This is a genomic window from Hoeflea phototrophica DFL-43, assembly GCF_000154705.2.
In the GTDB taxonomy this organism is placed as follows: domain Bacteria; phylum Pseudomonadota; class Alphaproteobacteria; order Rhizobiales; family Rhizobiaceae; genus Hoeflea; species Hoeflea phototrophica.
In genome coordinates, this window is the sequence record NZ_CM002917.1 from 3,640,452 (window position 1) to 3,665,588 (window position 25,137).

Sequence of the window (25,137 nt, forward strand, 5' to 3'; positions counted from 1 at the left end):
TTCCCTCAAATCACCACGTCCAAAGTGAGTATTGAGTCCGAAATTTCAGTTCGCAATTGGGTCCAAAGACCATTATTAATCGACAAATCCGATTAGGGTGCAAAGCAGCAAATCCCGGGAGAATGGCCATGCAGATCGAATTGTTGGAGACGTTTCTCGATCTTATGGACACAAAAAGCTTCAATCGCACCGCCGATCGGCTGAACCTGACCCAGTCAACCGTGTCGGCACGGATCCATACGCTGGAAACTACGCTGGGCAAGAAGCTTTTCACCCGCAGCCGCGCCGGCACCCAGCCGACACCTGCCGGCTACCGCTTGCTCGACCATGCCCGCGCCCTGCGCCACCAATGGAACGAAGCCCGACGATCCGTGCAGAGCACCGGCAATTTCGACCAGTCGATGCGCATCGGCATTCAGCATGATCTGGCCTCCAACCACATCGCCGACTGGGTTGCAGGTTTTCGCGCCATCCTGCCCAAAGCCGCGTTCTACATAGATCTCGATTTTTCCACCCAGATGAGCATCGATCTCCTGGCCGGCGAGCTGGATCTGTCGATCATGTTCACACCCAAGCACATGCCGGATCTGCACCACGAGCTCATTGGCGAGATTGGGTACAGGCTTGTCAGTTCCAATGCCCGGCGCATCGCAGAGATCAAGCCCGAGAGCTACATCTTCACCCGGTTCTCTCCGGCGTTCGAAAAGGTGCACAATCCGATGATGGCGGACCTCGCGGAGGCTCCGCTTTCAAGCGGACAGAACATCACCGTTTGCGGTCTTTTGTCATCGCTCGGCGGCTCAGCCTATGTGCTTGAGGAATCGGCAGAAGATCTGGTGGCAACGCAGGACTTTGACTATGTCGAGGACGCCCCGCGCATTCCGCAGGGCGTCTATTGCTCCATGCATCTGCGCAACCGCCACTCCCATGTCCACCGGCGCCTGCTTGAGAGCGTTCGCAGGCAGCTCGGATCGGATCCCGGCCGGGGGTGAGCAGGGTTGGGCCAACCAGTTGCTCTACACAGCGATGCGTTGCTCGGGATGGTTCGACAGGGTTTTCCAGATCCGCCAGGCCTCCAGCGCCGCTAGCGGAATGAAGTGAACCAGCGCCGGGCCCAGATTGTTGTGCACGAAGATCCAGTGCAGCAAGGTCAGCACCGCAGCCGGATAGACAAACCGCTGCAGCGTTTTCCAGCCAACCAGCAGCCACCGCTGCGAGGCATTGTTGCTGGTCAGTCCAAGCGGGATGAAAATCGCAAAGGCAAGCCAGCCGGTCCAGATTCCAAGCTGCCAGAACTCATCGAGCATCGGCTGAAGCGCGCCGCTCTCCATGATGTAAAACACCGTGTGCAGCACCGCATAGAGAAACGCTGCCACGCCCAGGGGCCGGCGCCTGCGCATCAGCCAGTTGAGCCATCCGGCCTTGGGAAAGATCATCCTGAGCGGCGTGATCATCATCGCGATGATCATGAAACGCGCGGCAAACTCACCGGTCGGATGCAACAGGCCCTCGGCTTTGCCCGGATCGGATATCACCGCCAACAACATCGGAATGGCAGGCAGCGCCAGCACTGCCCAGAAAAGATATTTCGACGACAAAACCCGGCCCATCGGAAAACTCCTTCAATTCGTGGCTCCCAAGCCACGGGTAGGAGTAATCGGTCCAAGGATCAGAACCTAGTTAAACTCTTGTAATGAAGCCGAGGCAGGCACGGCACTGCTGTGCTTCGGTCAGCGTTGCCAGGTGCTGATCTGATGCGCCGATGTCTCCAGCCAGGTTGGGCTCACCTCAACACCCCATCCCGGCAAATCGGTCACCGTCGCCTTGCCATCGACAATCTCGTAGGGCGACGCAACGAACAGATCATCCTGCCAGGGGTAGTAATCCTCTCCTTCGATGGAGAATTCGAGGTATTTGCCGGCATTCGGGATCGCCCGCAGCAAATGCATGGTGAAAAGCGTCACCATGGAAAGATTGGCCGCATGCGGCGTGCAGGGCAGCCCGGCCTTGTGCGCCATCTCCGCTACCCGAAGCGTGCGGGTGATCCCGCCCAGATAACAGATGTCGGGCTGAACGATGTCGACAGCCTTCATCTCGATCATCCGGCGCCAGTTCTGCAACTCGCAATCCTGTTCCCCGCCGGTCACGTCGATCGAAAGCGCATTGGTCACCTGCTGGGTCTGCTCATACTCCCAATAGGGGCATGGCTCCTCGTAATGGCTGATACCGTTCTGCTCGAGCATCTTGCCCACCTCGATGGCCTGCTCCGGCCCGTAACAGGAATTGGCATCCACCAGCAGTGCGACACTGTCATCCATGGCAGCACGTATTGTCGGGACAATTTCCTCGGTGCGGCCCGGCCACTCATCCTGCCCGCGGCCACACTCGGCGCCAATGCGGAACTTGAAGGCATCAAAGCCAAACCGGTCGCGCAGCCGGCTCAGCCGCGCCGCCTCGTCTTTCGGCGTAATGTCACGCTTCATCGACGACCCGTAAGCCCTCACCGTGCCCGGCGTGCCTCCGATCAGTTCGCACACAGGCTTGCCCTCAAGCCGTCCGCGCAGATCCCATAACGCCGTGTCCAGCCCGCCAAGGGCGCGGCGCAGATAGGAACCCGGGAACTTGTGCTCCTTTTCCGGAATGATATCGACGAGGTAATCGATATCCAGGGCCGGTTTCCCAAGCGCGTAAGGTGCGACTTGCCGGTGCAGCACCTGCGCGGTGATGTCCGCGTAATAGGGCGCGACCTGCCCCCACCCCGTCTCGCCGCTGTCGGTCGTCACTTTGACGAAGCAGACGAATTCATTGGCAAAGGTCTCGATATCGGCAATTTTCATTTTCGCACCCGGCTTGGAAAAGGGACCCACCCGTAGCGGATCAATTGGACTTGCGATAAGGTCCATTATGGCAAAGCTTGCAGTCCAATTTATGACGTTGACCGGAGCGGCCTGTTGAAGATCAAAGCCGGAGCAATTCTCTCTTCGATCCGGATCGACCGAAGCTCTGACCGCAAGATCAGCGTTCAGCTCTATATGGGCCTGCGCGACATCATTCTCTCGGGTGGATTGAACGGAGGCGAGCGGCTGCCCGCAACCCGCACCCTTGCCAGCGAGCTGGGGGTCTCGCGCACAACCGCGCTCGATGCCGTCGACCGGCTTGTCTCTGAAGGCCTGCTGGAATCCCGCATCGGCGCCGGCACCTTTGTCAGCCACACTCTCAAGGATCGCGTGCCTTCCTCGGCGAGGACCGCCGGCCCGGAACCAAAGCAACCCTTGCGTCTTTCACCCACGGCGGTCCAGGCAAACCGCCTGTTCGCAGACCGCAGGCAGCTGCCGCACAAGTCCCAGGCATTTGTCACCGCCTTGCCCGCGCTCAATGCGTTTCCCATGGCGCAATGGGCGCGGCTCTCGGCGCGGCATCTAAGATCAGACCGCGATGCGGTCATGGGATATGGCAACTCCTTTGGCCATCCGCGTCTTCGCGCAGCCATCGCATCTCACCTCAATGCCACCCGCGGCATTCAGTGCGACCCTGAACAAGTCTTCATCACCGGCGGCGCACAGCAGGCCTTCTCGGTGATCGGAAGCATGCTGCTCGACCGCGGCGAGAAGGTCTGGTTCGAAAATCCGGGAGCCATCGGCGCGCGCAACGCCTTCATCGCTTGCGGCGCGGACCTGGTCCCTGTGGCCGTGGATGACGAAGGCATCAATGTCGCCGACGGGCTGGCCAAGGCGCCAGACTTCCGCCTCGCCTTTGTCACCCCGTCCCACCAGCAGCCCTTGAGCCGTGTTCTCAGCCTGTCGCGGCGGCTGGCACTTCTCAACGCAGCCGAGACTGCGAATGCGTTCATCATCGAGGATGATTATGACGGTGATTTCTATTTCGGTGACCAGCCGCTTCCGACGCTCAAGAGCATCGATACCAATGGCCGGGTGATCTATGTCGGCACTTTTTCCAAGACGCTGTTTCCCTCCCTGCGGCTGGGGTATCTGGTGGCCCCGCAAAACATGGCCGATGCGGTCTCGGGCATCTTCTCCGCAGCGCTCGGCGGGGTGGCGACCTGGCCGCAGGCGGTGGTGGCGGACTTCATCGATGAGGGGCATTTCGCCACCCACATCCGCACAATGCGAAACCACTACAAGCAACAGCATGAGGCCTTGCATCATCACGCCCTTGGATTGGACACCAGCCTGCAGATTCAACGCGCCTCGGCAGGCTTTCATACCGTCGGCTTTTTCAATGAGCCCGGGCGCAAGGAAGAGGCGTTTGTCAGCGCCGCCGCCGAGCGGGGTCTGACCCTTTCGGGCATCGGACGCTATTGTCTTGAGCCGATAGAACGCAAAGGTGTTGTCATCGGCTATGGTGCCGCCAGCGAAGCTGAAATAAGATCAGGTGTCGAAACCTTGAACGCCTTGCTGGAGCAGACCTGACAGGCGTCACAAATTGGTATGGAAAAATATCTATATTGGATATGCGTTGCAGTCCAATGAGCAGTTACGCTCATCTCTGTCGACGCTAATTTTCGGCCAATACGCGCTAATTTTCAGAGACTTCACAGGGAGAACATCATGATCACAAGAATTGCAATCGCTGGCCTTTTGGCTGCGACCGCGCTTGCAGCCGTTCCGGCGCAGGCGGAAACACTCCGCCTTTTGACCTGGGGCTCTTACGCACCTGACGAACTGGTCAAGAAGTTCGAAGCAAAATATCCCGAAATCACCGTCGAGGTGACCTTCTCCAACAACGAGGAAATGGTCGCCAAGCTGCGCGCCACTGGCGGCGCCGGTTTTGACCTGGCCCAGCCAAGCCATGACCGCATCTTCGCGGCCCAGCAGGAATACAACATCTACAAGCCGCTCGATCTCTCCAAGATCGACACCTCGTCCATGCAGACGAGCCTGCTTGATGGCGTCAAGGCCAACACCACGATCGACGGTGAGGTCTATGCCGTGCCGCATCAGTGGGGCACTTCCGGCCTGATGACCAACAAGTCAATGGCGCCCGACATCAAGGCATGGGGCGATCTGTGCGATCCGGCCTACAAGGGCAAGACCTCGATGCGCCTCCGCCGCACCATCCTTCTCGGCACAGCCTTCGACATGGGCGAAGATCCGTTTGCAGCCTATGCCGATCTCGACAAGTACCAGGAGATCCTCGACAAGGTCGCTGACAAGCTCATCGAGTGCAAGGACAACATCAAGGCCTATTGGAAGGGCGGCGACGACCTTTCCGCGATGATGCTCTCGGGCGAAATCGTGGCGTCCGAGACCTGGGATTCCACCGCCTACAAGCTTTTCGGTGAAAACCAGGACATCGTTTTCGTTCCGCCGAAAACCGGCGCACTAGCCTGGATCGACACCTTTGCGTTTCCGCGTAAGGGCGAAGCGGATGATGCCGCCTACAAGTGGATCAACTTCGTGCTCGAGCCGGAAAACGTGAAAATCATGTCAGCCAGCACCGGTGCTATTGCAGCCGTTAATGGCGGCCTGGACATGCTGCCTGACGACAAGAAGATGGCCGTCAACGCCGCCTTCACCGAGGCCGACATCAACAACCTCAAGTTCTTTGCCAACATTCCTCCCGGCGTGGAAGACATGGAAGGCAAGACGCTTGAGAAGATCAAGGCAGCCACCGGCTCCGAATAAGCCCTGAACCCGCCGGCTCGTCAGGAGCGGGCGGGGACTGACAGCGGCTGCGTGTGACAACGATGCGCAGCCGCACCACTTTTGCGGCCATGCCCGCGCAATGACTGGGTGCTCGATGCAATCGACCACAGACAACGACCTGGAATGCCTCGACGTCAGGAAACACTTTGGCACCGTTCGCGCCGTTGATGATGTCTCCTTCGAAATTCCCAAAGGTTCCTTCTTTTCAATTCTCGGCCCCTCCGGCTGCGGCAAGACCACGCTGATGCGGATGATTGCCGGTTTCGAAACGCCGTCTTCGGGCGACATCCGGATCAAGGGCAAGTCGGTGATCGGCACGCCGCCCAACCGGCGCAACGTCAAGATGGTGTTTCAGCATCTCGCGCTGTTCCCGATGATGAATGTCTACGAGAACATCGCCTACGGACTGCGCTGCGCGGGAGCCTCGAAAGATGTGATCCGCACCAAGGTGCATGACGTGCTCGAGCGCATCTCGCTGCCCGACGTTGCCAATCGTGAGATCAGCCAGCTTTCGGGTGGCCAGAAGCAGCGCATCGCCATTGCCCGCTGCATGGTGCTCGATCCCGACGTGCTGCTGCTCGATGAGCCGCTGGGCGCCCTCGATCTCAAATTGCGCGAAGCCATGAAGATCGAACTCAAGCTGTTGCAGCACCAGTTCGACACCACCTTCGTCTACATCACCCACGACCAGTCCGAAGCACTCGTCATGTCCGACAATGTCGCAATCATGAACGAGGGAAAATTTGTCCAGATCGGCACCCCGCAGGAGCTCTACCACAACCCTGCCGCAGCCTTCGTGGCAGGCTTTGTCGGCGACACCAACCGTTGGGCCGGCAAGGTCACAAGGGTCGAAGGCGACACTGTCGAAGTTGCAACCGAGGCCGGGCTGACGATGCGCGGATCGGTCCGCGGCGGCACCAGCCCCTCTGTCGGCGATGCCGTCAACGCCTTCGTGCGGCCCGAATTCATCACCGCGACCAGAGCCGGTGGCGGCGCTCAATCGGGCGCTGACGGTGGCAATCTGATCGAAGGCAAGATCGACAGCATCCTGTTCAATGGCGCCAACAGCCGCGTTCTGGTGCGTGACGGGGCCGGCGAACTGATCGAGGCCGATGTCGTGCTGACCGGCGGTCCCGAGGACCTCAAGCCCAAGGACGACGTCACGCTCAACTGGTCGGCGGCGCAGACCATGAGCTTCAAGACGTGAGGGCCGCGCGATGATGCAAAAGGACATCAAGCGGCTGTCGCTGTTTTTGCTGTTTGCCCCCTTTGCGCTGTGGATCGCGCTTCTGATCATTCTGCCGCATCTGGGCATGTTCTACATCTCTGTGCGCGAGAAGGTGGCGCCGCGCGTCTATGAGTTCGGCCTTGAGAATTACATCAATTTTTTCACTGAACCGATCTACTGGAACACGCTGATCCGCACCGGCTCGATGTCGCTGCTGGTCACCGTTCTGGCCCTGTTACTGGGTTTTCCGATCGCCTATTACATCGCCAAGATCGCAGGCAACCGCACCCGCGGCGCGCTGTTCCTGATGTGCCTGATCCCGCTCTGGGTCAGCGACCTGATTCGTGCCTTTGGCTGGATCCTGCTGTTGCGTGAAACCGGTGTGGTCTCCTCGAGCCTGCAATGGGCAGGCCTGATCAACACACCGATCGAGTTTCTCTACAATGATGCCGCGGTCATCATGGGACTGGTCTACACCGTGATCCTGTTCATGATCGTGCCCCTGGTGTCGACGCTTGATGGCATGGACAATTCGATGATCGAGGCCGGGTACAATCTGGGGGGCAACGGCCCCACCGTCTTGCGCCGGATCATCATCCCCTATGCGATGCCCGGCATCGTCGCCGGCTGTATCGTGGTGTTCATGCTGACCGCCGGCAGCTACCTCACACCGATCCTGCTCGGCGGCAAGAATTCGAGCTGGTTCACCGAGCAGATCTACGACCAGTTCATCACCCGCTACAATTGGGAATCGGGTGCGGCCTTCGGCTTCCTGCTGCTGGCCTTCACATCGCTGGTGGTCTGGGCCGGGCTGAAACTGTCAGGCCAGACCCTCAACTCGACGGTGGCAAAAAGCTGATGGCGATCAAGGCAAACCCCATCTTCCTGACAAGCTACCGGCTTTACGTCGCAGCTTTCTTCCTCTTCCTGGCGGCGCCGCTGGTGGCCGCCGGCGTGTTTGCCTTCAACGATTCCCTGTTTCCGTCACTGCCCTGGCAGGGCTTTACGCTCGACTGGTTCTTCAATGACACCGAGCCCAAGCTCGGCATGTTTCATGACCGGCGGCTGCTGCGCGGGCTCTATTATTCCTTCGTTATCGCAACCGGCGTCTCACTGCTTTCGGTGTTCGTCGGCACCTGCAATGCATTCCTGTTCGTCCGCTGCGATTTCCCCGCCAAGGATTTCTTCTACATCATGATGGTCGTGCCGCTGGTGATCCCCGGCGTGATCCTGGGCATTTCGATCCTGCTGCTGGCCAGCACCATCGCCAATGGCGCTGAAGAGACATTGTCACTCGATCTCGACTTCCTCAGACCAGGCATCGTGCTGGTTGTTCTGGGGCAGTTTTCCTTCATCACCACCATCACTTCGCTGGTGATCGTGGCGCGGCTGCGCAAGTTTGATCAGTCGATGGAAGAGGCCGCCTACAATCTCGGCGCCAGCCGGGTGCGGGTCCTGCGCACCATCACACTGCCCTTCCTGTTCCCGGCCATGGCGGCAGCGGGCATCGTCGCCTTCCTTGTGTCGTTTGAAAACTTCAACACCACCTTGTTTCTGGTCGGTTCCGAAGCGCCGCTGACGATCACCATGTATGACCGCATGGTCAAGGTCGGCTCCACGCCCGTGCTCAATGCCGTCTCTTTCTTCCTGATGATCGGATCCGCCCTGCTGGCGCTGGTGTCGGTTCTGGTTCAACGCGACCCGCCGAAGACGTGACCGCGCCAATTGCTCCGGCTGGATACACCCATGCAGACCCGTGATTTCATTATCGTCGGCTCGGGCTCGGGCGGCTGTGTGCCGATCGGCATCATTGATGCGGAAATTCGCCCCGGCCGGCAGCGGGTAACTGATGCGGAATTGATCGCCGATGTTCGCGCCCGCTCCGGAACCGTGCTGTACCCGACGGGCACTTGCCACATGAGAGCGGACCGGGCCGACATGATCCTTTCCGATCACGCTGGAGATTGAGACCATGACCCGGAACGCCGTTTTCAGCCCCGATTTCAAACCCACTCCCTATTGGTGGGACGCAAGCCCGCAACAGGTCGCCGACCAGACCGAGTTGCCGGGCTCGGCCGATGTGCTTGTCATCGGCGCCGGCTACACCGGATTGCATGCAGCTATCGAGACGGCACGCGCCGGGCTCGACACTGTTGTCATCGACGCGGAAGCAGCTGGTTGGGGCTGCTCCACGCGAAATGGCGGTCAGATCTCGACCAGCGTCAAGCCTTCTTTTGCGGCCCTGAGCAGAAGCCATGGCGAAGCCTTGGCCATAGATCTTCTCAAGGAAGGCCAGGCGTCGCTCGATCACGTGAGCGATTTTGTCCGCGACGAAGAGATCAACTGCGATTTCGCCGTCGTCGGCCGCTTTCATGGCGCACACACGCCGCGGCAATATGATGTGCTGGCCCGCGACTGCGAGATCCACCATCCGGGCTTCGAGACCGGGGCCTATATGGTTTCGCGCGCGGATCAGGCAAGCGAGCTGGGCACCGAAGCCTATTATGGCGGTGCCGTGTTTCCCCGCCACGCGAGCCTTGATCCGGGTAAATACCACGCGGGGCTTTTGAACGTCGCACGCACTACAGGTATGAAGATCACCAGCCATTGCCGGGCAATGGAGATCACGCGGACCGGCGCGGGCTTTGAGGTGACGACCGCGAAAGGCCGCATCCGCGCCGACAAGGTCATTGTCGCCACCAATGGCTACACAGGCGCTCTCACACCATGGCATTGCCGCCGCGTCATCCCGATCGGTTCCTATGTGATCGCAACGGAAGAGATTCCGGCCGAACTTATGGACCGCCTGTTTCCAACCAACCGCATCCTCTCCGACACCCGCAAGCTGGTCTATTATTACCGTCCCTCGCCCGACCGCAAACGGGTGCTGTTTGGCGGCCGCGTATCATTGTCGGAAACCGATCCGCGCAAAAGCGGCCCGAAATTGCGCGACGAGATGGTCCGGCTGTTTCCGGAACTGGCCGCCACACGCATCAGCCATTCCTGGGCCGGCACCGTGGCCTTCAGCTTTGACACGCTCGCCCATTGTGGCGAGGACAACGGGTTGTTCTACGCCATGGGCTATTGCGGCTCGGGTGTCGGGATGGCGGGCTATCTCGGCGCGCGCACCGGCCGGGCTGCGGCAGGCCTGGATGCAACGCCAAGTGCCTTCAGCCGTACGAAATTCCAGACCCGGCCGTTCTACACCGGCTCACCCTGGTTCCTGGCCCCGTCCGTGGCCTTCTTCCGCCTGCGCGACCGCCTGGGCATTTGATCCCCAGGGCCGGGTTTCGTCACGGCAACACAGATCTTACGTGTTGGAACCGTAGATCGCCTGAATCATCGCCTCGGTGACCTCCTTGGTCGTCGCGGTTCCACCCACATCCGGCGTCATGATCCCAGCTTCACAAACCCGGTCCACCGCGGCCATCAGACGCTGGCTGCACTCATGCTCTCCGAGATGATCGAGCATCTGCGCCGCTGTCCAAAAGGTTGCGACCGGATTGGCGATACCCTTGCCGGTGATGTCGAAGGCCGAACCATGGATCGGTTCGAACATCGAGGGGAACCGGCGCTCCGGATCAATATTGGCCGTCGGCGCAACACCGAGGCTTCCCGCCAGCGCACCGGCAAGGTCGGAGAGAATATCGGCATGCAGATTGGTGGCGACAATCGTGTCGATGCTTTGCGGATTGAGCGTCATACGCACCGTCATGGCGTCCACCAGCATCTTGTCCCAGGTCACATCGGGAAACTCTTGGGCCACCTCGGACGCGATTTCATCCCACATCACCATGCCAAAACGCTGTGCATTGGACTTGGTGACAACTGTGAGCAACTTCCGCGGACGCGATTGCGCCAGCCTGAACGCGTAACGCATGATCCGGGTCACACCAACGCGGGTGAAGATCGCCACCTCGGTGCCGACCTCTTCGGGAAGCCCGCGGTGAGCACGGCCGCCATGGCCGGAGTACTCGCCTTCCGAATTCTCGCGCACGATGACCCAGTCGAGATCGCCGACACCGACATTGCGCAAGGGGGATGTGATGCCGGGAAGGATCTTTGTCGGCCGAACATTGGCATACTGGTCAAACCCCTGGCAAATCGGCAGGCGCAGGCCCCAGAGCGTGATGTGGTCCGGCACGTCCGGTGCACCGACCGCGCCGAAATAAATGGCGTCGAACGGCTTGAGCTGTTCCAGACCATCGGCCGGCATCATCACACCGTGCTTCTTGTAATAGTCCGACCCCCAATCGAAAAATGTGAGCTTGTAATCGACATTGCCATTGCGCCTGGCAAGAGCTGCCAGAACGCCGGCGCCCGCTTCGATCACCTCTGGTCCGATGCCGTCTGCGGGAATGGCAGCAATATTATGGGTTCGCATTTCGGGTCTCCTGAAACAGCAGATACTCGCAAGCGGCCAGTGTTTTGTTCTGCCGCCGCGCTTTAGGCGCGGAAACTCGCAGCTTGACGGATCAACAACAATGTCTCATTTTTATATAAATTATTGACATAATAGGATTGCCAATTGGACCTTCGCCAGCTTCGCTGTTTCATCGCTGTGGCTGAGACCCTGCATTTCGGTCAGGCGGCGCAGGCGCTCGACATGCTGCCCGCTTCGCTTGGACGGCACATCAAAATGCTGGAGGAAAGCCTTGGCTGCCGGCTTTTGAACCGGACAACGCGCAATGTTTCACTCACCGACGCGGGCAGCAGATTTGTCGGGCCCGCGCGCGAGATCATCAAACGCACCAATGATCTCGAAGCCATGTTCCGCCAGACCCGGACGGACACCGCCTCTGTCCTCCGGGTTGGAGCGATCGACAGTGCCGCTGCCGGGCTGATGCCCCGCCTGCTCTCCCATTTCCGCGAAAGCCATCCTGAGATCGATATTCAGCTGCTGGAGCAGAAGACCATCCGCTTGTTGCCGCAGTTGCTCTCCGGACGGCTCGACATCGCAATTGTTCGCCCGCCCGCAGCACTCGATCCGAGGCTTGCCTCCAGGCACCTGTTTTTCGAGACCGCTGTCGTGGCGATCCCGGATGGTCACCCGCTGGCGGCCCGCGCCACGGTGTCGGTCGGCGATATGGCGGACCAGCCGCTCATTGTGCCGGACCGGAAGTCCAGGCCCCATAGCCACGACCTCACCATGAAGCTGTTTGCCGAAGCAGGCCTGACCGCGAGAGTGGCCCAGATTGCCGAGGAAAAGCAGACAATCGTCAATCTTGTAAGCTCCGGGGTCGGCCTCGCAATCGTTCCGCGCTGGACTGCCCGCCTCGCGGTCGGCGGCGTCACCTATGTTCCGCTGGACGTCCCTGCCGGTTCGGCCCGAAACAAGCTTGCCCTGTCAGCCGTCTGGCTCCGCGACACCAGGGTCCCGGCCAGGGACGCCTTTCTCGCAGAACTCGACAAGCACATGGAGGAGCTTGAGACATCCGCCTGAATCCGAACGGCTTCGAGCTTGTCGCCGGCTCAATACAGACGATGGTGCTGATTGCCGGAATGGAACCGGAAGCCTGTCCATTTCGGAGATGGCGGTCATCGCCAGGATAATCACTTAACTGACCCGCAGATAATCGGCTATATCTCTTCGAATGAATGGACCGTCAGATCATTGGATAACAACAAGAGTTGCCACACCCATTGTGGCGGCTGTCTTCGCGTTGCTGTTCCTGATGAGCCTGCTGGCCTATCCGCAGGTGCAGGCGAGCTTCGTGAAAGATGCACAAGTTGCCGCGAAATCCACCCTGCGTTTGGTCTCCGGAGCAGTGGATCAGGCCATTGGCAAGTACCAGCCAATTCCCGGACTGATCGCGGACGATCCGATCTTCCGGGATCTTCTTCACCAGACCGGCAACAATGGCATTGTGCCGTTTGTGAACGAAAAGCTGCGCCACATCGCAGGCTCAGTAGGCGCTTCGGACATCTACATCATGGACCCGTCCGGCACGACAGTCGCGGCAAGCAATTATCGCGACGAGCGGTCGTTCATGGGCAACAATTTCGCCTACCGTCCCTATTTCTACAAGGCCCTCGCAGGCGAGGCCACTCAGTTTCACGCACTCGGCACGACCTCGGGTGAGCGCGGCTTCTTCTTTTCGGTTCCCATCCTCGATGGAATATCCGTCATTGGTGTTCTCGCCTTGAAGGTCACGGTCGAGCTCTTTGAGGGCGCATGGTCAGGATCCCCGCTGGAGATCATCGTCGCCGACCCCAACGGGGTCGCGTTTCTCGCCAGCCATGATGACTATCGCCTCCGCTCCCTGGCCCCCTTGTCTGATGGTGTTCGTGCCCGGATCGCCGAGACCCGGCAGTTTCCTCTCAATGCCGTCACGCCAATCCCGTTTTCGGCAAACGTCATCGCGCCAAGCGCGGTTGAAGTGACCTTGGGAGAGGTCGGTTCGGAAATTCACTACCTGGCCGAAAGCGAGCCGCTCAGTCTTTCCGGATGGCACGCCATCGTCCTGACCCCGCTTGGTCCGATCACATCGCAGGCGATCTATGCGCTGATCGTCTGGAACCTGGCCACCGGAGCCATCGCGCTGGCTGCCCTTGCCTTGATCCAGCGCCGGGCGCGCATCTTTGAACGTATTCGCGTGGAGCAGACCCAGAGGGACCTGCTGGAGAAAATGGTCCGGGAACGGACCGCGGATCTGGACACCGCAAACATCAGCCTGCGCAGCGAAGTCAATGAGCGCAAGATTGCCGAGGAGCGCTTGCGAAAGACGCAAAAGGATCTTGTGCAAGCAGGCAAGCTGGCCGCCCTCGGGCAGATGTCCGCGGCCCTGTCTCACGAGATCAATCAGCCTTTGGCGGCGGTGAAATCCTATGCCGACAATGCCGCGCTTTACATCGAGCGAAACAGGACCGCCGAGGCCAAGGCAAACATCGCCCGCATCTCTGAAATGACCGATCGCATGGCGAAAATCTCGAGGCACCTTCGAAATTTCGCCCGCCGGCCCGGGGACAAATTGAACGCGATACCGGTCTGTGAGGTCATTCGCGAGGCTGTGGCGCTGATGGACCCGCAGGTCCGCAAAAGCGGAAGCCGCATCAGCTTTGCCTCGGGGCAAACCGAACATTGGGTGCTGGGCGGCAGGTTGCGGCTGCAACAGGTGCTGGTCAACATCATGACCAATGCCATCGACGCGATGGAAGGGCAGAGCCAGAAACTGATGGACATCTCCATAGACTGTGCAGATGAGACCGTCGCGATCCATGTGCGCGATCATGGCCCGGGCCTGAAACAGGATGCTTTGAACCAGGCCTTCGAAGCCTTCTTCACCACCAAGGACGCAGGCGCCGGGATGGGCTTGGGCCTGTCGATTTCCTACAACATCATTGAGGATTTCGGCGGCAAACTGACCGCGTCCAACCACCCTGACGGCGGCGGGATCTTCACCGTTGAGCTCCGGCGTGCCCCCGCAGAAGATCTGCCTTTAATCCAGGTGGCGGCCCAGTGATGTCTCAGACAGTCGTGTTTGTTGATGATGAGGAACATCTGCGCATCGCCGCCGGGCAAACCTTTGAGCTTGCGGAGATCGACTGCCTCTGTCTGGCGGAAGGGGAAGATGCGCTGAACCGGATGTCGCGAGACTTTGACGGCGTGTTGATCACCGACATCCGGATGCCCGGCATGGATGGAGTCACGCTGCTGCGACGGGTTCTGGAAATTGATCCGGACATCCCGGTGATCCTTGTAACCGGACATGGCGACGTGGATCTGGCAGTCTCCTGCATGAAGGACGGCGCCTACGATTTTCTCGAAAAACCCTGTGAGCCGGCAAGGCTTGTCACGTCTGCGCGACGCGCCATGGAATGGCGGCGGGTGACGCTGGAGAACCGCGCGCTGCGCGAACAGGTCAATCCGCTAAATGCCATCGAAGCCCGCCTCAAGGGCCGCAGTGGGCCGATGGTGAGATTGCGCCAGCGGATCAAGGCGATTGCAGCAACAGAGGCGGATGTGCTGATCTGCGGAGACACCGGAACCGGCAAGGAGATTGCCGCACGCGCAATCCATCTCGCCAGCGGCCGCGGCAAGGGACCCTTTGTGCATGTCAATTGCGCAGCCCTTCCCGAGGCTTTGATGGAAAGCGAATTGTTTGGCAGCGAGGCCGGGGCTTTCCCCGGCTCAATGCGCGCCAGGGTGGGTCGCCTGGAACACGCGCGAGGTGGAATCCTGTGTCTCGATGAGATCGATTCCCTTTCGATGCCGCTACAGGCAAAGTTGCTCGATGTCCTTCACAATAGGCGCGTCACCCGGCTGGGATCCAACGAGGCAATTCCGCTTGATATCCGCGTTATTGCGATCTCGAAAACCGATCTGACAAAGGCGGTCCAGGAGGAAAAATTCCGGCCGGATCTGCTGTATCGTCTCAATGTCGTGACAATCCAGATGCCCCCAATTTCAGAAAGACGCGAGGACATTCCTCTCCTCTTTGCCGTCCTCGTCGGCGAAGCCGCGGACCGCTACAAAATGGCAACTCCGGAGATCCCGTCCCATTTGTTGAGCAACCTTGCGGCACGGGATTGGCCCGGCAACGTGCGCGAGATCAGAAATGAAGCGGACCGTTTTGTGCTTGGGCTGGCGGGTGACACCGGTTCAGCCCAAACCAAAAGCCAGACCCTGGCGGAGCAAATGGCCAATCACGAAAAAGCGCTGATCTCCGTCGCAATCCAGGCCAACAATGGCCGGCTGAAAGAGACATATGAATCGCTCGGCCTGTCGCGCAAGACACTCTATGACAAGATGCAGAAACATGGATTGACCCGGGGCGATCTCGGCGAAGACGATTAACGGGTGAAATTCTACACATCGCAAGGCCGGTGAGTCACCAAAACCACCCGTTTTTGCAAAGAAGCTCATTTTACACCGCAATTATTTCTTCGTTTCCCCTTCCGCTGGAGTACAATCTCCTCCAATACCTCTGTCGTTCGTGGAGGCGAACGGACAGAGAAATTGCGGGACAATCCCGCCCATTGGAGGACACCATGAAAACACTATCATTTGCTGCCATCGTCGCAGCCAGCCTCGTCGTACCAGCTGTCGCACAGGACAAGACCGGTTGGCCTGAAAGCTTCACCGTCGGCACCGGCTCACAGGGCGGCACCTATTTTGGTTACGGTTCGGGTTGGGCCGCCATTGCGGCTGAGGATCTCGGCGTCTCCGGCGGTGCCGAAGTCACCGGCGGTCCAATGCAGAACATGGCTCTGGTTCACACCGGCGAAGTAGCCTTCGGCATGACCACAATGGGCCCGGCGGCGGAATCGCTTGCCGGAACCAATCCGATCGCGCCCGGTCTTCAGATGACCAATGCCTGCGCCATGTTCCCGATGTACCAGACCCCGTTCTCGGTTACGACGCTTGCGTCATCCGGCATCAAGTCTGTTGCCGACATTCCGGCAGGCGCCAAGATCGGTTTCGGCCCGGCCGGATCGACCTCGGACACCTACTTCCCGCGGATGATGGAAACTCTCGGCGTGGATTTCGAGCGCCGCAACGGCGGTTGGTCTGACCTTGGCGGTCAGTTGCAGGACGGCCTTCTGGATGTGATTGCTTTCGCAGCCGGCGTGCCGGTTCCGGCAGTCTCTCAGCTCGAAGTTCAGACCGAGATCAACATCATCGAGTTCACCGAGGAAGAACAGGCCAAGATTGCCGAAGCCTTCCCGGTATCTCCTTTCGAAATCTCGGCTGACGCCTACACCACGCTGACGGCACCTGCCCGCTCGGTGTCGATGTGGAACTTCGCCATCGCCAATTGCGATCTGCCGGAGACCTTCGTCTACGGCGTCGTCAATGCCGTGATGTCGGACAATGAGCGCATGGTCACCGCACACCGTGCGGCGCGCTCGAGCCTGCCTGAATTCTGGGACCGCAATACCGTGATGAAATGGCATCCCGGTGCAGCACGCTGGTTCAAGGAAAATGCCGGTGCTGACATCGCAGCCGACATGATCCACGGCGGCTGATCCGCTCACGAAAATAGAAGACATCCTGTGCCCGTTAAACAGCGGGCACAGGACCATTGCTCAAACCGCGTCCCCCAACCGGGCGCGGTTTGCTATAAGTGGTAACGAGGAGTTGCGCACAAACAAGCGCATCCTGCGTGGGGAAGCAAAATGACAAACCAGATCAATGAAACCGTCGAAGACCAGGTTGCCACAACCGTGCTTGCCGAGGGCGTGGACGAAGAGCCGATTGAGAGCAATCGCCGGCTGTTCACCGGACGGGCCTACATTTTGATTGCAGCGCTGTCCGCGCTTTACGCAGCCTTTCACATGATCGCCCTCAACGGCGTTTCGATCTCGGAATGGACTGGAATAGTCATCCCGTTCCTGCCCCAATTCCCGATGGAAACATGGAACTTCCGCATCGCGCACATCGCCGGTGCTCTTGCTTTGGGCTTCCTGCTCTTTTCAGCACAGACCTTCCGGTCCGATACCGCCGCACCGAAAGAAACCAGGCTTGTTTCGCTTCTGGCCATTCTGTTTCTGGTGCCCGCGGTCGTCGCTGCTGCCACCGTGATCGGCTTCGTGCAGACGATCAATTCCGGAACCCTGCCGGAAATGGGCGGGCTGACCACCTGGGCCGCCTTCCCCGGCACCGAAATTTTCCAGACCGAGGTCAACTGGTTCGGCATCCCGCTTCTGATCGCCACACTCGGCGCCATCGTGACAGGCTGGTTCGAACGCCGCGAACGGGCGCATTTCGCCGCATCCGATGTCGTTCTGGCCCTCTGCGGCATCGTTGTTGCTGGCTACCTGATCGCGATCTACGGCACCGCAGCACGCAATTCCGTCGGCACCACCTTCGTACCGATCGGGGTCGCCTTCGCGGCCACGGCAGGTGCGGCGATGATCCTTGAACTCACCCGGCGGGTTGCCGGCCTGGCGCTCGTCATCATCACCGCCGTGTTCCTGGTCTACACCTTCACGGCTCACCTCTTGCCCGGCATTCTCGCGGTTCAGAGCGCCTACACCTGGCAGCGCTTCTTCGGCCATGTCTATTCCGACGCCGGGATCCTCGGGCCAACCACCGCGGTGTCCTCGACCTACATCATTCTCTTCATCATTTTTGCAGCCTTTCTGCAGGCCTCGAAAGTCGGCGACTACTTCGTCAACTTCGCCTTCGCGACCGCAGGCCGGGCGCGTGGCGGTCCCGCAAAGGTCGCCATTTTCGCCTCCGGCCTGATGGGCATGATCAATGGCACCTCGGCAGGCAATGTCGTCGCCACAGGTTCGCTCACCATCCCGCTGATGAAAAAGGTCGGCTACGAGAAGAAAACCGCCGGCGCGATCGAGGCGGCCGCCTCTACCGGCGGCCAGATCATGCCGCCGATCATGGGCGCCGGCGCCTTCATCATGGCCGAAATCACCGGCATTCCCTATCAGGACATCGCTATCGCCGCGATCATTCCGGCGGTCCTCTATTTCGTATCGATCTTCTTCATGGTCGATTTCGAGGCCGCAAAACTCGGCATGCGCGGCATGCGCGATGATGAGCTGCCCAAGATCAAGGAGATGATCACCCGGGTCTATCTGTTCGTCCCGATCATCATCCTGATCGTGGCCCTCTTCATGGGCTATTCCGTGATCCGTGCTGGAACGCTCGCCACCATGTCGGCGGCAGTGGTTTCGTGGTTCACACCACACCGCATGGGATTGAGATCGATCATCAAGGCCTTTGAGCTTGCCGGCGTGATGTCGATCCAGATCATCGCCGTCTGCGCCTGCGCCGGCATCATCGTGGGTGTGATCAGCCTGACCGGCGTCGGCGCACGTTTCTCCGGCCTGCTGCTTGATCTGGCCGCAACGAGCCAGCTTCTGGCCCTGTTTTTCGCCATGTGCATTGCCATCCTGCTCGGCATGGGCATGCCGACGACCGCGGCCTACGCGGTTGCGGCCTCTGTGGTGGCGCCAGGTCTGGTGCAACTCGGCATCCCGCTTCTGACAGCACATTTCTTTGTGTTCTATTTCGCGGTGCTCTCGGCGATCACCCCGCCCGTCGCGCTGGCAAGTTACGCGGCCGCGGGCATATCCGGTGCCAACCCAATGGCCACCTCCGTAACCTCCTTCAAGTTCGGTCTGGCAGCCTTCATCGTACCGTTCATGTTCTTCTACAACTCATCGCTCCTGATGGATGGAACCACGCTGGAAATCCTGCGCGCGGCCGGAACGGCAATCGTCGGCGTGTTCCTGCTGAGCTCCGGTGTTCAGGGCTGGTTCCTGGGCAACGTTGCCGCCTGGTTCCTGCGCGTAGCCCTGATAGTGGCTGCGCTCTTGATGATCGAAGGCGGTCTTTACAGCGATATCGCAGGCTTGGGGACGGCAGCAGCCGTGTTCTTCATTCAGCGCTTCTTGAAACCCAAGCCCGGTATTGGCATCCCGGTGCGCGGCGCGGACTGACAGCTCAAACAAAAGGAAGCGCCGGCATCTACACCGGCGCTTCTGTTTGTTTGATCCGTGGTTTCACAAAGCGCCTCTCAGCGCATCATGGTGAAACCTTCTAGTGCTTGAACTTGCGGATTTCGCCCGCCTCAAGCCTTGCGCTGTAGGAGATCAGCTCCTTCTTCACCACCTTCATCAGGAAGTAGAGGGCGAAGATGTTGACCACTGCCATTGCGAAGATCGCCGCATCGGAGAAGTCGATGACCGGCCCGAGGCTGGCCGCCGCTCCAATGACAATGAACACGCAGAACAGGATCTTGAAGCTCAGTTCCGTGTTCTTGCCTTCACCGAACAGATAGGTCCAGCTTTTCAGGCCGTAATACGACCAGGAGATCATCGTCGAGAACGCAAACAGCACCACCGCGACAGCAAGCACATAGGGGAACCAGCTGATCGATGATCCGAACGCCGCCGAGGTCAGAGCCACACCGCTGACATCACCGACCGTTGCGATTGCAGTGCCGGCTTCGTTGAGCTGGTAGAGCCCGGTGGCAGGATCCACGATCAGTTGCTGCGAAATGGTGATGACCAGCGCCGTCATGGTGCAGATCACGACCGTGTCGATCAACGGCTCAAGCAGTGACACGAACCCTTCGGTGATTGGCTCCTTGGTTCTCACCGCCGAGTGCGCGATGGCGGCGGAGCCGACACCTGCTTCATTGGAGAATGCTGCACGCTTGAAGCCCTGGATAAGCGCGCCGACGAAACCGCCCGCAACACCCAGACCCGTGAAGGCGCCGGCGAAGATCTGCCCGAACGCCCAGCCGATCATGTCATAGTTCACCAGAAGGATGACCAGTGCCGCACCGACATAGAGAATGCCCATGAACGGCACCACCTTCTCGGTCACATTGGCGATCGACTTGATGCCGCCGACAATCACCGCGAAGACAACAGCCGCAAACACGATACCCGTGATCCAGCCCGGATAGTCGCCAACGATACCGGCAATCTGCGCATGGGCCTGATTGGCCTGGAACATGTTGCCGCCACCAAAGGCGCCGAGGATACAGAAGATCGAGAACAGCACCGCCAGGATCTTGCCGCCTGGAAGCCCGAGTTCGGCAAAGCCCTTCGAGATGTAATACATCGGACCGCCGGAGACCGTGCCGTCCTCATATTCGTTGCGGTACTTCACACCCAGGGTACACTCGGTGAACTTCGAGGCCATGCCGAGCAATCCGGCAAGGATCATCCAGAATGTCGCACCCGGACCGCCGATGCCCACGGCAACCGCGACACCGGCAATGTTGCCAAGCCCCACCGTTCCCGACAGCGCCGTCGCCAGTGCCTGGAAATGGCTGACCTCACCCGCATCATTCGGATCGGAATAGTCGCCCTTCACCAGCCCTATGGAATGCGCGAAGAAGCGGAACTGCACAAACCCGAAATAGATGGTGAATACCGAGGCTGCGATTACCAGCCACATCACAATCCAGGGAAAACCGGTTCCCGGGATCGGTGCAAAAATGAAACTGACAAACGGGCCGGTGACGGCGGCGAAGACCTCATTGACCTGCTGGTCGAAGGACATCGCTTCCTGAGCTTGAGCCACACTGGTCAGCCCTGTTGCCGCAACAGTCAACGGCATGATTTTACGAAGAAAAGTCATAATCATCCCCTCAGTTGACGACGGTGACAGGTACGGAGGCCTGCATCACGAGATTGGAAGTTGCGCTGCCGAAGATGCGCTTTGCAAAGCCGCCTTCCGACGACCGCCCGACCACGATCTGTTCGGCAGCCTCTTCTTCAGCAACCATCATCAGAATGGAAGCCACATCGCCATGCCGCACCTTGCCCGAAGCCTTGACGCCGTCGGCATGCAGCTTGGCCACAGCAGGATCGACCACCCGCTGCATCGCTGTTGAAATCTCCTCTTCACGACGCTTGTGACGCTGCTCGTTTTCTTCCGCTGTCTGGAAGGAATAAGGCGACCACTCGACGACATAAACGAGCAGAAGCTCACAGTCCCCGATCAGCCCCGCCAGCTTTCGTGCATAGGTCACGGCCCTGTCGCCGGACCCGTGGCCATCCAGGCCAACAATCAATTTTGTTCCCATTTCATGTCCCTCTCTGTTGTTTTTACAACCAGGCCGACACCGGGAAACACAACCCGCTTTGATCAATTATTGAAATAAAACCCGGCCCTGGCTGACAACTGCAATACGGGTTGCCCCCCAATAGCAATACTAGTCGAAAGGACTAGCCGATGGGCCTTTTGTTGGTCTATATTCAAGACATTAGGCCATTTTTCAGGCTCAAAATGGGAAAAAAGACCAAATGAGAAGGGTATTAGACCATATCGATCGGCGCATTCTCAACGAACTTCAGGCCAATGGCAGGATCTCCATTGTGGACCTGGCAGAGCGCGTGCACCTGACCAAGACCCCGTGCTCGGAGCGGGTGAAGCGGCTCGAACGCGAAGGTGTCATTTCAGGCTATGGGGCTACGATTGCGCCCACAGAGGTCGACATGGGCCATGTCATGATCGTGCATGTGAACCTGTCGAAAACCAGCGACAGTTCGCTTGAGGACTTCAACCGTGCGGTCAAACTCATTCCCGAAGTTCAGATGTGCCTGATGATTGCCGGCCCCTTTGACTACATGCTCAAGGTTAGGACACGTGACATCAATCAGTTCCGGATACTGCTTGGCGATCAGATTTCCCAGCTTCCATCGGTCTCACAGACCCACTCTTTCGCGGTCATGGAGTCAGTCAAGGAAACCAAGGTGATCGAACTGCCGGCCTAGACCAATTCCGGCGGGAATACCCCGCAGCCCATCCGGTCAAACTCCATCTCAAGCAATTTCACCAACACAAGCACGTGCGCCAATGTCACAGAGCCGCGCATAGGCTTTCGTGAGCGGCACCGGCAGGGCCTCTGCCATCTGCGCGCTGAAGACCTCACGGACACCGAGCAAGGCCGCGACCTTTTCCTCCGGTGTCCCGGCCTGACCGGAAAGCGCGCGCAGTCTCTCCGCCAGCGGATCCTTGACCTCTATCGGTTCACCTTTTTCATCGATCCCGCCGACATAGCGCATCCATCCGGCCACCGCGAGCACAAGTCCCGGGCTCTCGCGGCCAGCAGAGAGATTGTCGGAAATCGTGCCCAGGATGCGCTGCGGCAACTTCTGGCTGCCATCCATGGCGATCTGCCAGGTCCGGTGGCGAATGGCAATGTTGGAGTAACGCTCAAACAGCGCATCCGCATAGGCCGCGAGATCCACACCGTCCGGCGCCTTGAAGGAAGGAATGATCTCCTCGCGCCAAAGCCGTTTGACGAACCGGGCAAAGGCCGGATCGGCGACCGCATCGGAAATGGTTTCGTGGCCGGCCAGATAGCCGAGATAGGCCAGCGAGGAATGGGTGCCGTTGAGCATCCTGAGCTTCATGAGCTCATAGGCGGTGACATCCCGAACCAGTTCGGCGCCGGCGACGGCCAGATCGGGGCGCGCCTTGTCGCCATAGGAAGGCACGAAATCATCCTCGATCACCCATTGCCGGAACGGTTCACACATCACCGGCGCCTGGTCCAGATAACCCAGTTTCCGGCCAAGACTTGCGACATCCTCCGGTTTGGTCGCGGGGGTAATCCGATCAACCATCGTGGATGGGAACCGGCCCTGTTCGCCGATCCAGCCGGCAAGCGCGGGATCAATCTGTTGGGCCAGATCGATGACCGCCCGGCGAACCAGCTTGCCATTTTCGGGAAGGTTGTCGCAGGTCAGAACGGTGAACGGCGGCACGCCCGCCTCGCGTCGCCGCTGCAAGGCCCGGACCAGAAATCCCGGCGCCGACCTTGGAAGAGCATTTGACAGATCATGCCGGATGTCGGGGTGATCAAGCTTCAGCATTCCGGTTGCCGGATCGTGGCAATAGCCCTTTTCAGTCACCGTCAGTGACACAATCCGGATTGCCGGATCTGCCATTGCGGCAACCACGGCTTCCGGATCCTCAGGCGCGACCAGCACATCGCGGATGATTTCGACGGTCCGGTGGCTTTCCGTGCCATCATTGTTCTGGGTGACCGCATTGTAGACGAAATCCTGCCCGGCAAGCTTGTCACGGGTGCCTGCGCTTTGCAGGCTCACGCCAATGATCCCCCAGTCGCCACCGGACGTGCGAACGGCATCTTCAATGTAGATCGCGCCGAAGGCCCGGAAAAAGGCACCGAGACCGAGATGAACGATGCCTGCACCAACCTTGGGGGCAGCAGACCGGCGAAGCCTTTCGGGATCAGCGGGCAAGCCATCCTCCATCGACATTGAGAACCGCACCATGGATGTATTTGGCAGCCGGCGACGCCAGGAACACGGCAGCCTCGCCGATATCGTCCGGCTCGCCCCAGCGCCCGGCCGGAATCCGCTCGAGGATCGCCTTGTTGCGATCGGGATCGTTGCGCAGCGCCTCTGTGTTGTTGGTCTCGATATAGCCCGGAGCAATGGCGTTCACATTGATGCCCTTTGCGGCCCATTCATTGGCCAGGAGCTTGGTGATCCCCGCAACACCGTGCTTTGCAGCCGTGTAAGAGGCAACCCGGATCCCGCCCTGAAACGACAGCAGCGACGCGATATTGACGATGGACCCGGCTCCACCACGGGCCAGTACCGCCTTGCCGAAGGCCTGACAGGTGAAGAACACCGCCTTCAAATTGACGTCGACAACATCATCCCAGTCGCTTTCGCTGAAATCCGTCGCATCGGCGCGGCGGATGATGCCGGCATTGTTGACCAGAATATCGATCTTTTCATCCGCAAACACATCGCGGGCCGCCATCGGGTCGGCGAAATCGAGGACCAGCTCGCGCCCGCCTTCGATCTGCGCCACGGTTTCAGCGCAGGACCGGCGTCCCGCACAGATCACCTGAGCACCCGCGCGCGCCATGGCAATTGCGATCGCCTGGCCGATGCCGGTATTGGCGCCCGTCACCAGAGCGGTTTTTCCATCGAGGGAAAATGCGTTCACCGAAGATCCCCCATGGCGACCATGTCCATATCGGTGAAGTCCACATTGTCGCCAGCCATCGCCCAGCAGAAGGTGTAGGCGCCGGTGCCCGCACCGCAATGGATCGACCAGGGCGGCGAGATCACGACATCCTCATTGGCCATCACGAGATGGCGGGTTTCGTCGGGCTGCCCCATGAAATGGAAGACCCGCTGATCCGCATCCAGCTCGAAATAGAGATAGGCTTCCATGCGCCGGTCATGCAGATGCGCGGGCATGGTGTTCCAGACCGAGCCGGGTGCAAACTGGGTGTAACCCATCAGAAGCTGGCAGCTCTCGGCCACTTCCGGATGCAGGAACTGCAGGATAACCCGCTCGTTCGAGGTTTCAGCCGACCCCATCTCGACCCGGCGCGCGTCTTCGATCCGGATCAGCCTGCTTGGGCAGCTCCGGTGCGCCGGCGCCGAGAGAATGTAGAACCGTCCACCGCCCGACAGCGTGACCGGGCCAGATCCCATGCCCAGATAAAGCACATCGCCCTTGTTGACGGTGTAATCCGTTCCGCCAGCCGAAACCGTGCCGCTCTCGCCGATATTGAGGATCCCCATTTCACGGCGGTCAAGAATCGAGGGCGTGCCGCATTCCTTGACGTGGTCGAGAACCAGCGAACCGCCAGCAGGTACGGCGCCACCCAGCACCAGCCGGTCGTAATGGGTGTAGACAAGCCGGATTTCGCCGTCAGCAAAGAGGCCATCGGCATGGAAGTGCGAGCGCAAGCCAGCTGTATCGAGGCCTTTGGCTGTGGCCGGATCGATGGCGTGGCGGGTTTCAACAGTCAACATGGGCAATAC

The 25,137-nt window shown here is 59.6% G+C and carries 22 protein-coding genes; 14 read left to right on the forward strand and 8 right to left on the reverse strand.

Annotated elements, in window-relative coordinates; genetic code table 11:
• Nucleotides 1-128: 128 nt before the first annotated feature.
• Nucleotides 129-992: a LysR family transcriptional regulator gene (locus tag HPDFL43_RS17170; RefSeq protein WP_040450432.1), complete on the forward strand. Its 864-nt coding sequence runs from the start codon at nt 129-131 to the stop codon at nt 990-992.
• A 24-nt stretch (nt 993-1,016) separates the two neighbouring features.
• On the opposite strand, the gene HPDFL43_RS17175 is transcribed toward HPDFL43_RS17170, so the two are convergent.
• On the reverse strand, nt 1,017-1,610 hold the full coding sequence (locus HPDFL43_RS17175; RefSeq protein WP_007198663.1) for a protein-methionine-sulfoxide reductase heme-binding subunit MsrQ: 594 nt from the start codon (nt 1,608-1,610) through the stop codon (nt 1,017-1,019).
• Between the two features lie 120 nt (nt 1,611-1,730).
• Nucleotides 1,731-2,837, reverse strand: a complete 1,107-nt coding sequence (locus HPDFL43_RS17180) for a mandelate racemase/muconate lactonizing enzyme family protein (protein ID WP_007198664.1) — start codon at nt 2,835-2,837, stop codon at nt 1,731-1,733.
• A 114-nt stretch (nt 2,838-2,951) separates the two neighbouring features.
• On the opposite strand from HPDFL43_RS17180, the gene pdxR reads away from it, so the two are divergent.
• The 7 genes from pdxR (at nt 2,952) to HPDFL43_RS17215 (ending at nt 10,168) form a co-directional block, all read left to right on the forward strand.
• Nucleotides 2,952-4,430, forward strand: coding sequence for a MocR-like pyridoxine biosynthesis transcription factor PdxR (gene pdxR, locus HPDFL43_RS17185; protein ID WP_007198665.1), 1,479 nt, complete (start codon nt 2,952-2,954; stop codon nt 4,428-4,430).
• Nucleotides 4,431-4,568: 138 nt separating this feature from the next.
• Nucleotides 4,569-5,645, forward strand: coding sequence for an extracellular solute-binding protein (locus HPDFL43_RS17190; protein ID WP_007198666.1), 1,077 nt, complete (start codon nt 4,569-4,571; stop codon nt 5,643-5,645).
• Between the two features lie 115 nt (nt 5,646-5,760).
• A complete protein-coding gene (locus tag HPDFL43_RS17195; RefSeq protein ID WP_007198667.1) occupies nt 5,761-6,873 on the forward strand; it encodes an ABC transporter ATP-binding protein in 1,113 nt (370 codons plus the stop codon).
• A 13-nt stretch (nt 6,874-6,886) separates the two neighbouring features.
• Nucleotides 6,887-7,753, forward strand: a complete 867-nt coding sequence (locus HPDFL43_RS17200) for an ABC transporter permease (RefSeq protein WP_040450433.1) — start codon at nt 6,887-6,889, stop codon at nt 7,751-7,753.
• Nucleotides 7,753-8,610 (forward strand): ABC transporter permease, encoded by an 858-nt coding sequence (locus HPDFL43_RS17205; RefSeq protein ID WP_007198669.1) that lies wholly within the window; start codon nt 7,753-7,755, stop codon nt 8,608-8,610. The genes HPDFL43_RS17200 and HPDFL43_RS17205 overlap by 1 nt, the downstream gene beginning before the upstream one ends.
• A 30-nt stretch (nt 8,611-8,640) precedes the next feature.
• A complete protein-coding gene (locus HPDFL43_RS17210) occupies nt 8,641-8,862 on the forward strand; it encodes a hypothetical protein (protein ID WP_007198670.1) in 222 nt (73 codons plus the stop codon).
• Nucleotides 8,863-8,866: 4 nt separating this feature from the next.
• Nucleotides 8,867-10,168 carry an NAD(P)/FAD-dependent oxidoreductase gene (locus HPDFL43_RS17215; protein WP_007198671.1) on the forward strand — a complete coding sequence of 434 codons (1,302 nt, stop codon included), beginning with the start codon at nt 8,867-8,869 and terminating at the stop codon, nt 10,166-10,168.
• Nucleotides 10,169-10,204: 36 nt separating this feature from the next.
• Here the strand turns inward: HPDFL43_RS17215 and HPDFL43_RS17220 are convergent, their stop codons facing one another.
• Nucleotides 10,205-11,278, reverse strand: coding sequence for a tartrate dehydrogenase (locus tag HPDFL43_RS17220; protein ID WP_007198672.1), 1,074 nt, complete (start codon nt 11,276-11,278; stop codon nt 10,205-10,207).
• A 144-nt stretch (nt 11,279-11,422) separates the two neighbouring features.
• On the opposite strand from HPDFL43_RS17220, the gene HPDFL43_RS17225 reads away from it, so the two are divergent.
• The 5 genes from HPDFL43_RS17225 to HPDFL43_RS17245 all read left to right on the forward strand — a co-directional run bounded on the left by HPDFL43_RS17225 (nt 11,423) and on the right by HPDFL43_RS17245 (nt 19,299).
• Nucleotides 11,423-12,337 (forward strand): LysR family transcriptional regulator, encoded by a 915-nt coding sequence (locus HPDFL43_RS17225; RefSeq protein ID WP_007198673.1) that lies wholly within the window; start codon nt 11,423-11,425, stop codon nt 12,335-12,337.
• Nucleotides 12,338-12,539: 202 nt separating this feature from the next.
• Entirely contained in the window at nt 12,540-14,357 is a 1,818-nt protein-coding gene (locus HPDFL43_RS17230) for an ATP-binding protein (RefSeq protein ID WP_052093229.1), read from the forward strand.
• Nucleotides 14,357-15,691: a sigma-54-dependent transcriptional regulator gene (locus HPDFL43_RS17235; protein ID WP_007198676.1), complete on the forward strand. Its 1,335-nt coding sequence runs from the start codon at nt 14,357-14,359 to the stop codon at nt 15,689-15,691. Before HPDFL43_RS17230 ends, HPDFL43_RS17235 begins: the two co-directional genes overlap by 1 nt.
• Before the next feature lie 194 nt (nt 15,692-15,885).
• Nucleotides 15,886-16,863, forward strand: a complete 978-nt coding sequence (locus tag HPDFL43_RS17240; RefSeq protein ID WP_007198677.1) for a TAXI family TRAP transporter solute-binding subunit — start codon at nt 15,886-15,888, stop codon at nt 16,861-16,863.
• Between the two features lie 150 nt (nt 16,864-17,013).
• Nucleotides 17,014-19,299 (forward strand): TRAP transporter permease, encoded by a 2,286-nt coding sequence (locus HPDFL43_RS17245; protein WP_007198678.1) that lies wholly within the window; start codon nt 17,014-17,016, stop codon nt 19,297-19,299.
• A 100-nt stretch (nt 19,300-19,399) separates the two neighbouring features.
• Here the strand turns inward: HPDFL43_RS17245 and HPDFL43_RS17250 are convergent, their stop codons facing one another.
• Together HPDFL43_RS17250 and HPDFL43_RS17255 are read right to left on the reverse strand one after the other, a co-directional pair.
• Nucleotides 19,400-20,932 (reverse strand): alanine/glycine:cation symporter family protein, encoded by a 1,533-nt coding sequence (locus tag HPDFL43_RS17250; RefSeq protein WP_007198679.1) that lies wholly within the window; start codon nt 20,930-20,932, stop codon nt 19,400-19,402.
• 31 nt (nt 20,933-20,963) lie between these two features.
• Nucleotides 20,964-21,401: a universal stress protein gene (locus HPDFL43_RS17255; RefSeq protein WP_007198680.1), complete on the reverse strand. Its 438-nt coding sequence runs from the start codon at nt 21,399-21,401 to the stop codon at nt 20,964-20,966.
• 220 nt (nt 21,402-21,621) lie between these two features.
• Between HPDFL43_RS17255 and HPDFL43_RS17260 the strand changes: the two genes are divergently transcribed.
• On the forward strand, nt 21,622-22,092 hold the full coding sequence (locus HPDFL43_RS17260) for a winged helix-turn-helix transcriptional regulator (RefSeq protein WP_007198681.1): 471 nt from the start codon (nt 21,622-21,624) through the stop codon (nt 22,090-22,092).
• A gap of 48 nt (nt 22,093-22,140) precedes the next feature.
• Here HPDFL43_RS17260 and HPDFL43_RS17265 read toward each other — a convergent pair whose 3' ends face one another.
• Genes HPDFL43_RS17265 through kduI form a run of 3 tightly spaced genes read right to left on the reverse strand, consistent with a single transcriptional unit; the run spans nt 22,141 to nt 25,128 of the window.
• Nucleotides 22,141-23,607, reverse strand: coding sequence for a mannitol dehydrogenase family protein (locus HPDFL43_RS17265; RefSeq protein ID WP_007198682.1), 1,467 nt, complete (start codon nt 23,605-23,607; stop codon nt 22,141-22,143).
• A complete protein-coding gene (kduD, locus tag HPDFL43_RS17270; RefSeq protein ID WP_007198683.1) occupies nt 23,579-24,307 on the reverse strand; it encodes a 2-dehydro-3-deoxy-D-gluconate 5-dehydrogenase KduD in 729 nt (242 codons plus the stop codon). The genes HPDFL43_RS17265 and kduD overlap by 29 nt, the downstream gene beginning before the upstream one ends.
• On the reverse strand, nt 24,304-25,128 hold the full coding sequence (gene kduI, locus HPDFL43_RS17275) for a 5-dehydro-4-deoxy-D-glucuronate isomerase (protein ID WP_007198684.1): 825 nt from the start codon (nt 25,126-25,128) through the stop codon (nt 24,304-24,306). Before kduI ends, kduD begins: the two co-directional genes overlap by 4 nt.
• Between the last annotated feature and the right edge of the window lie 9 nt (nt 25,129-25,137).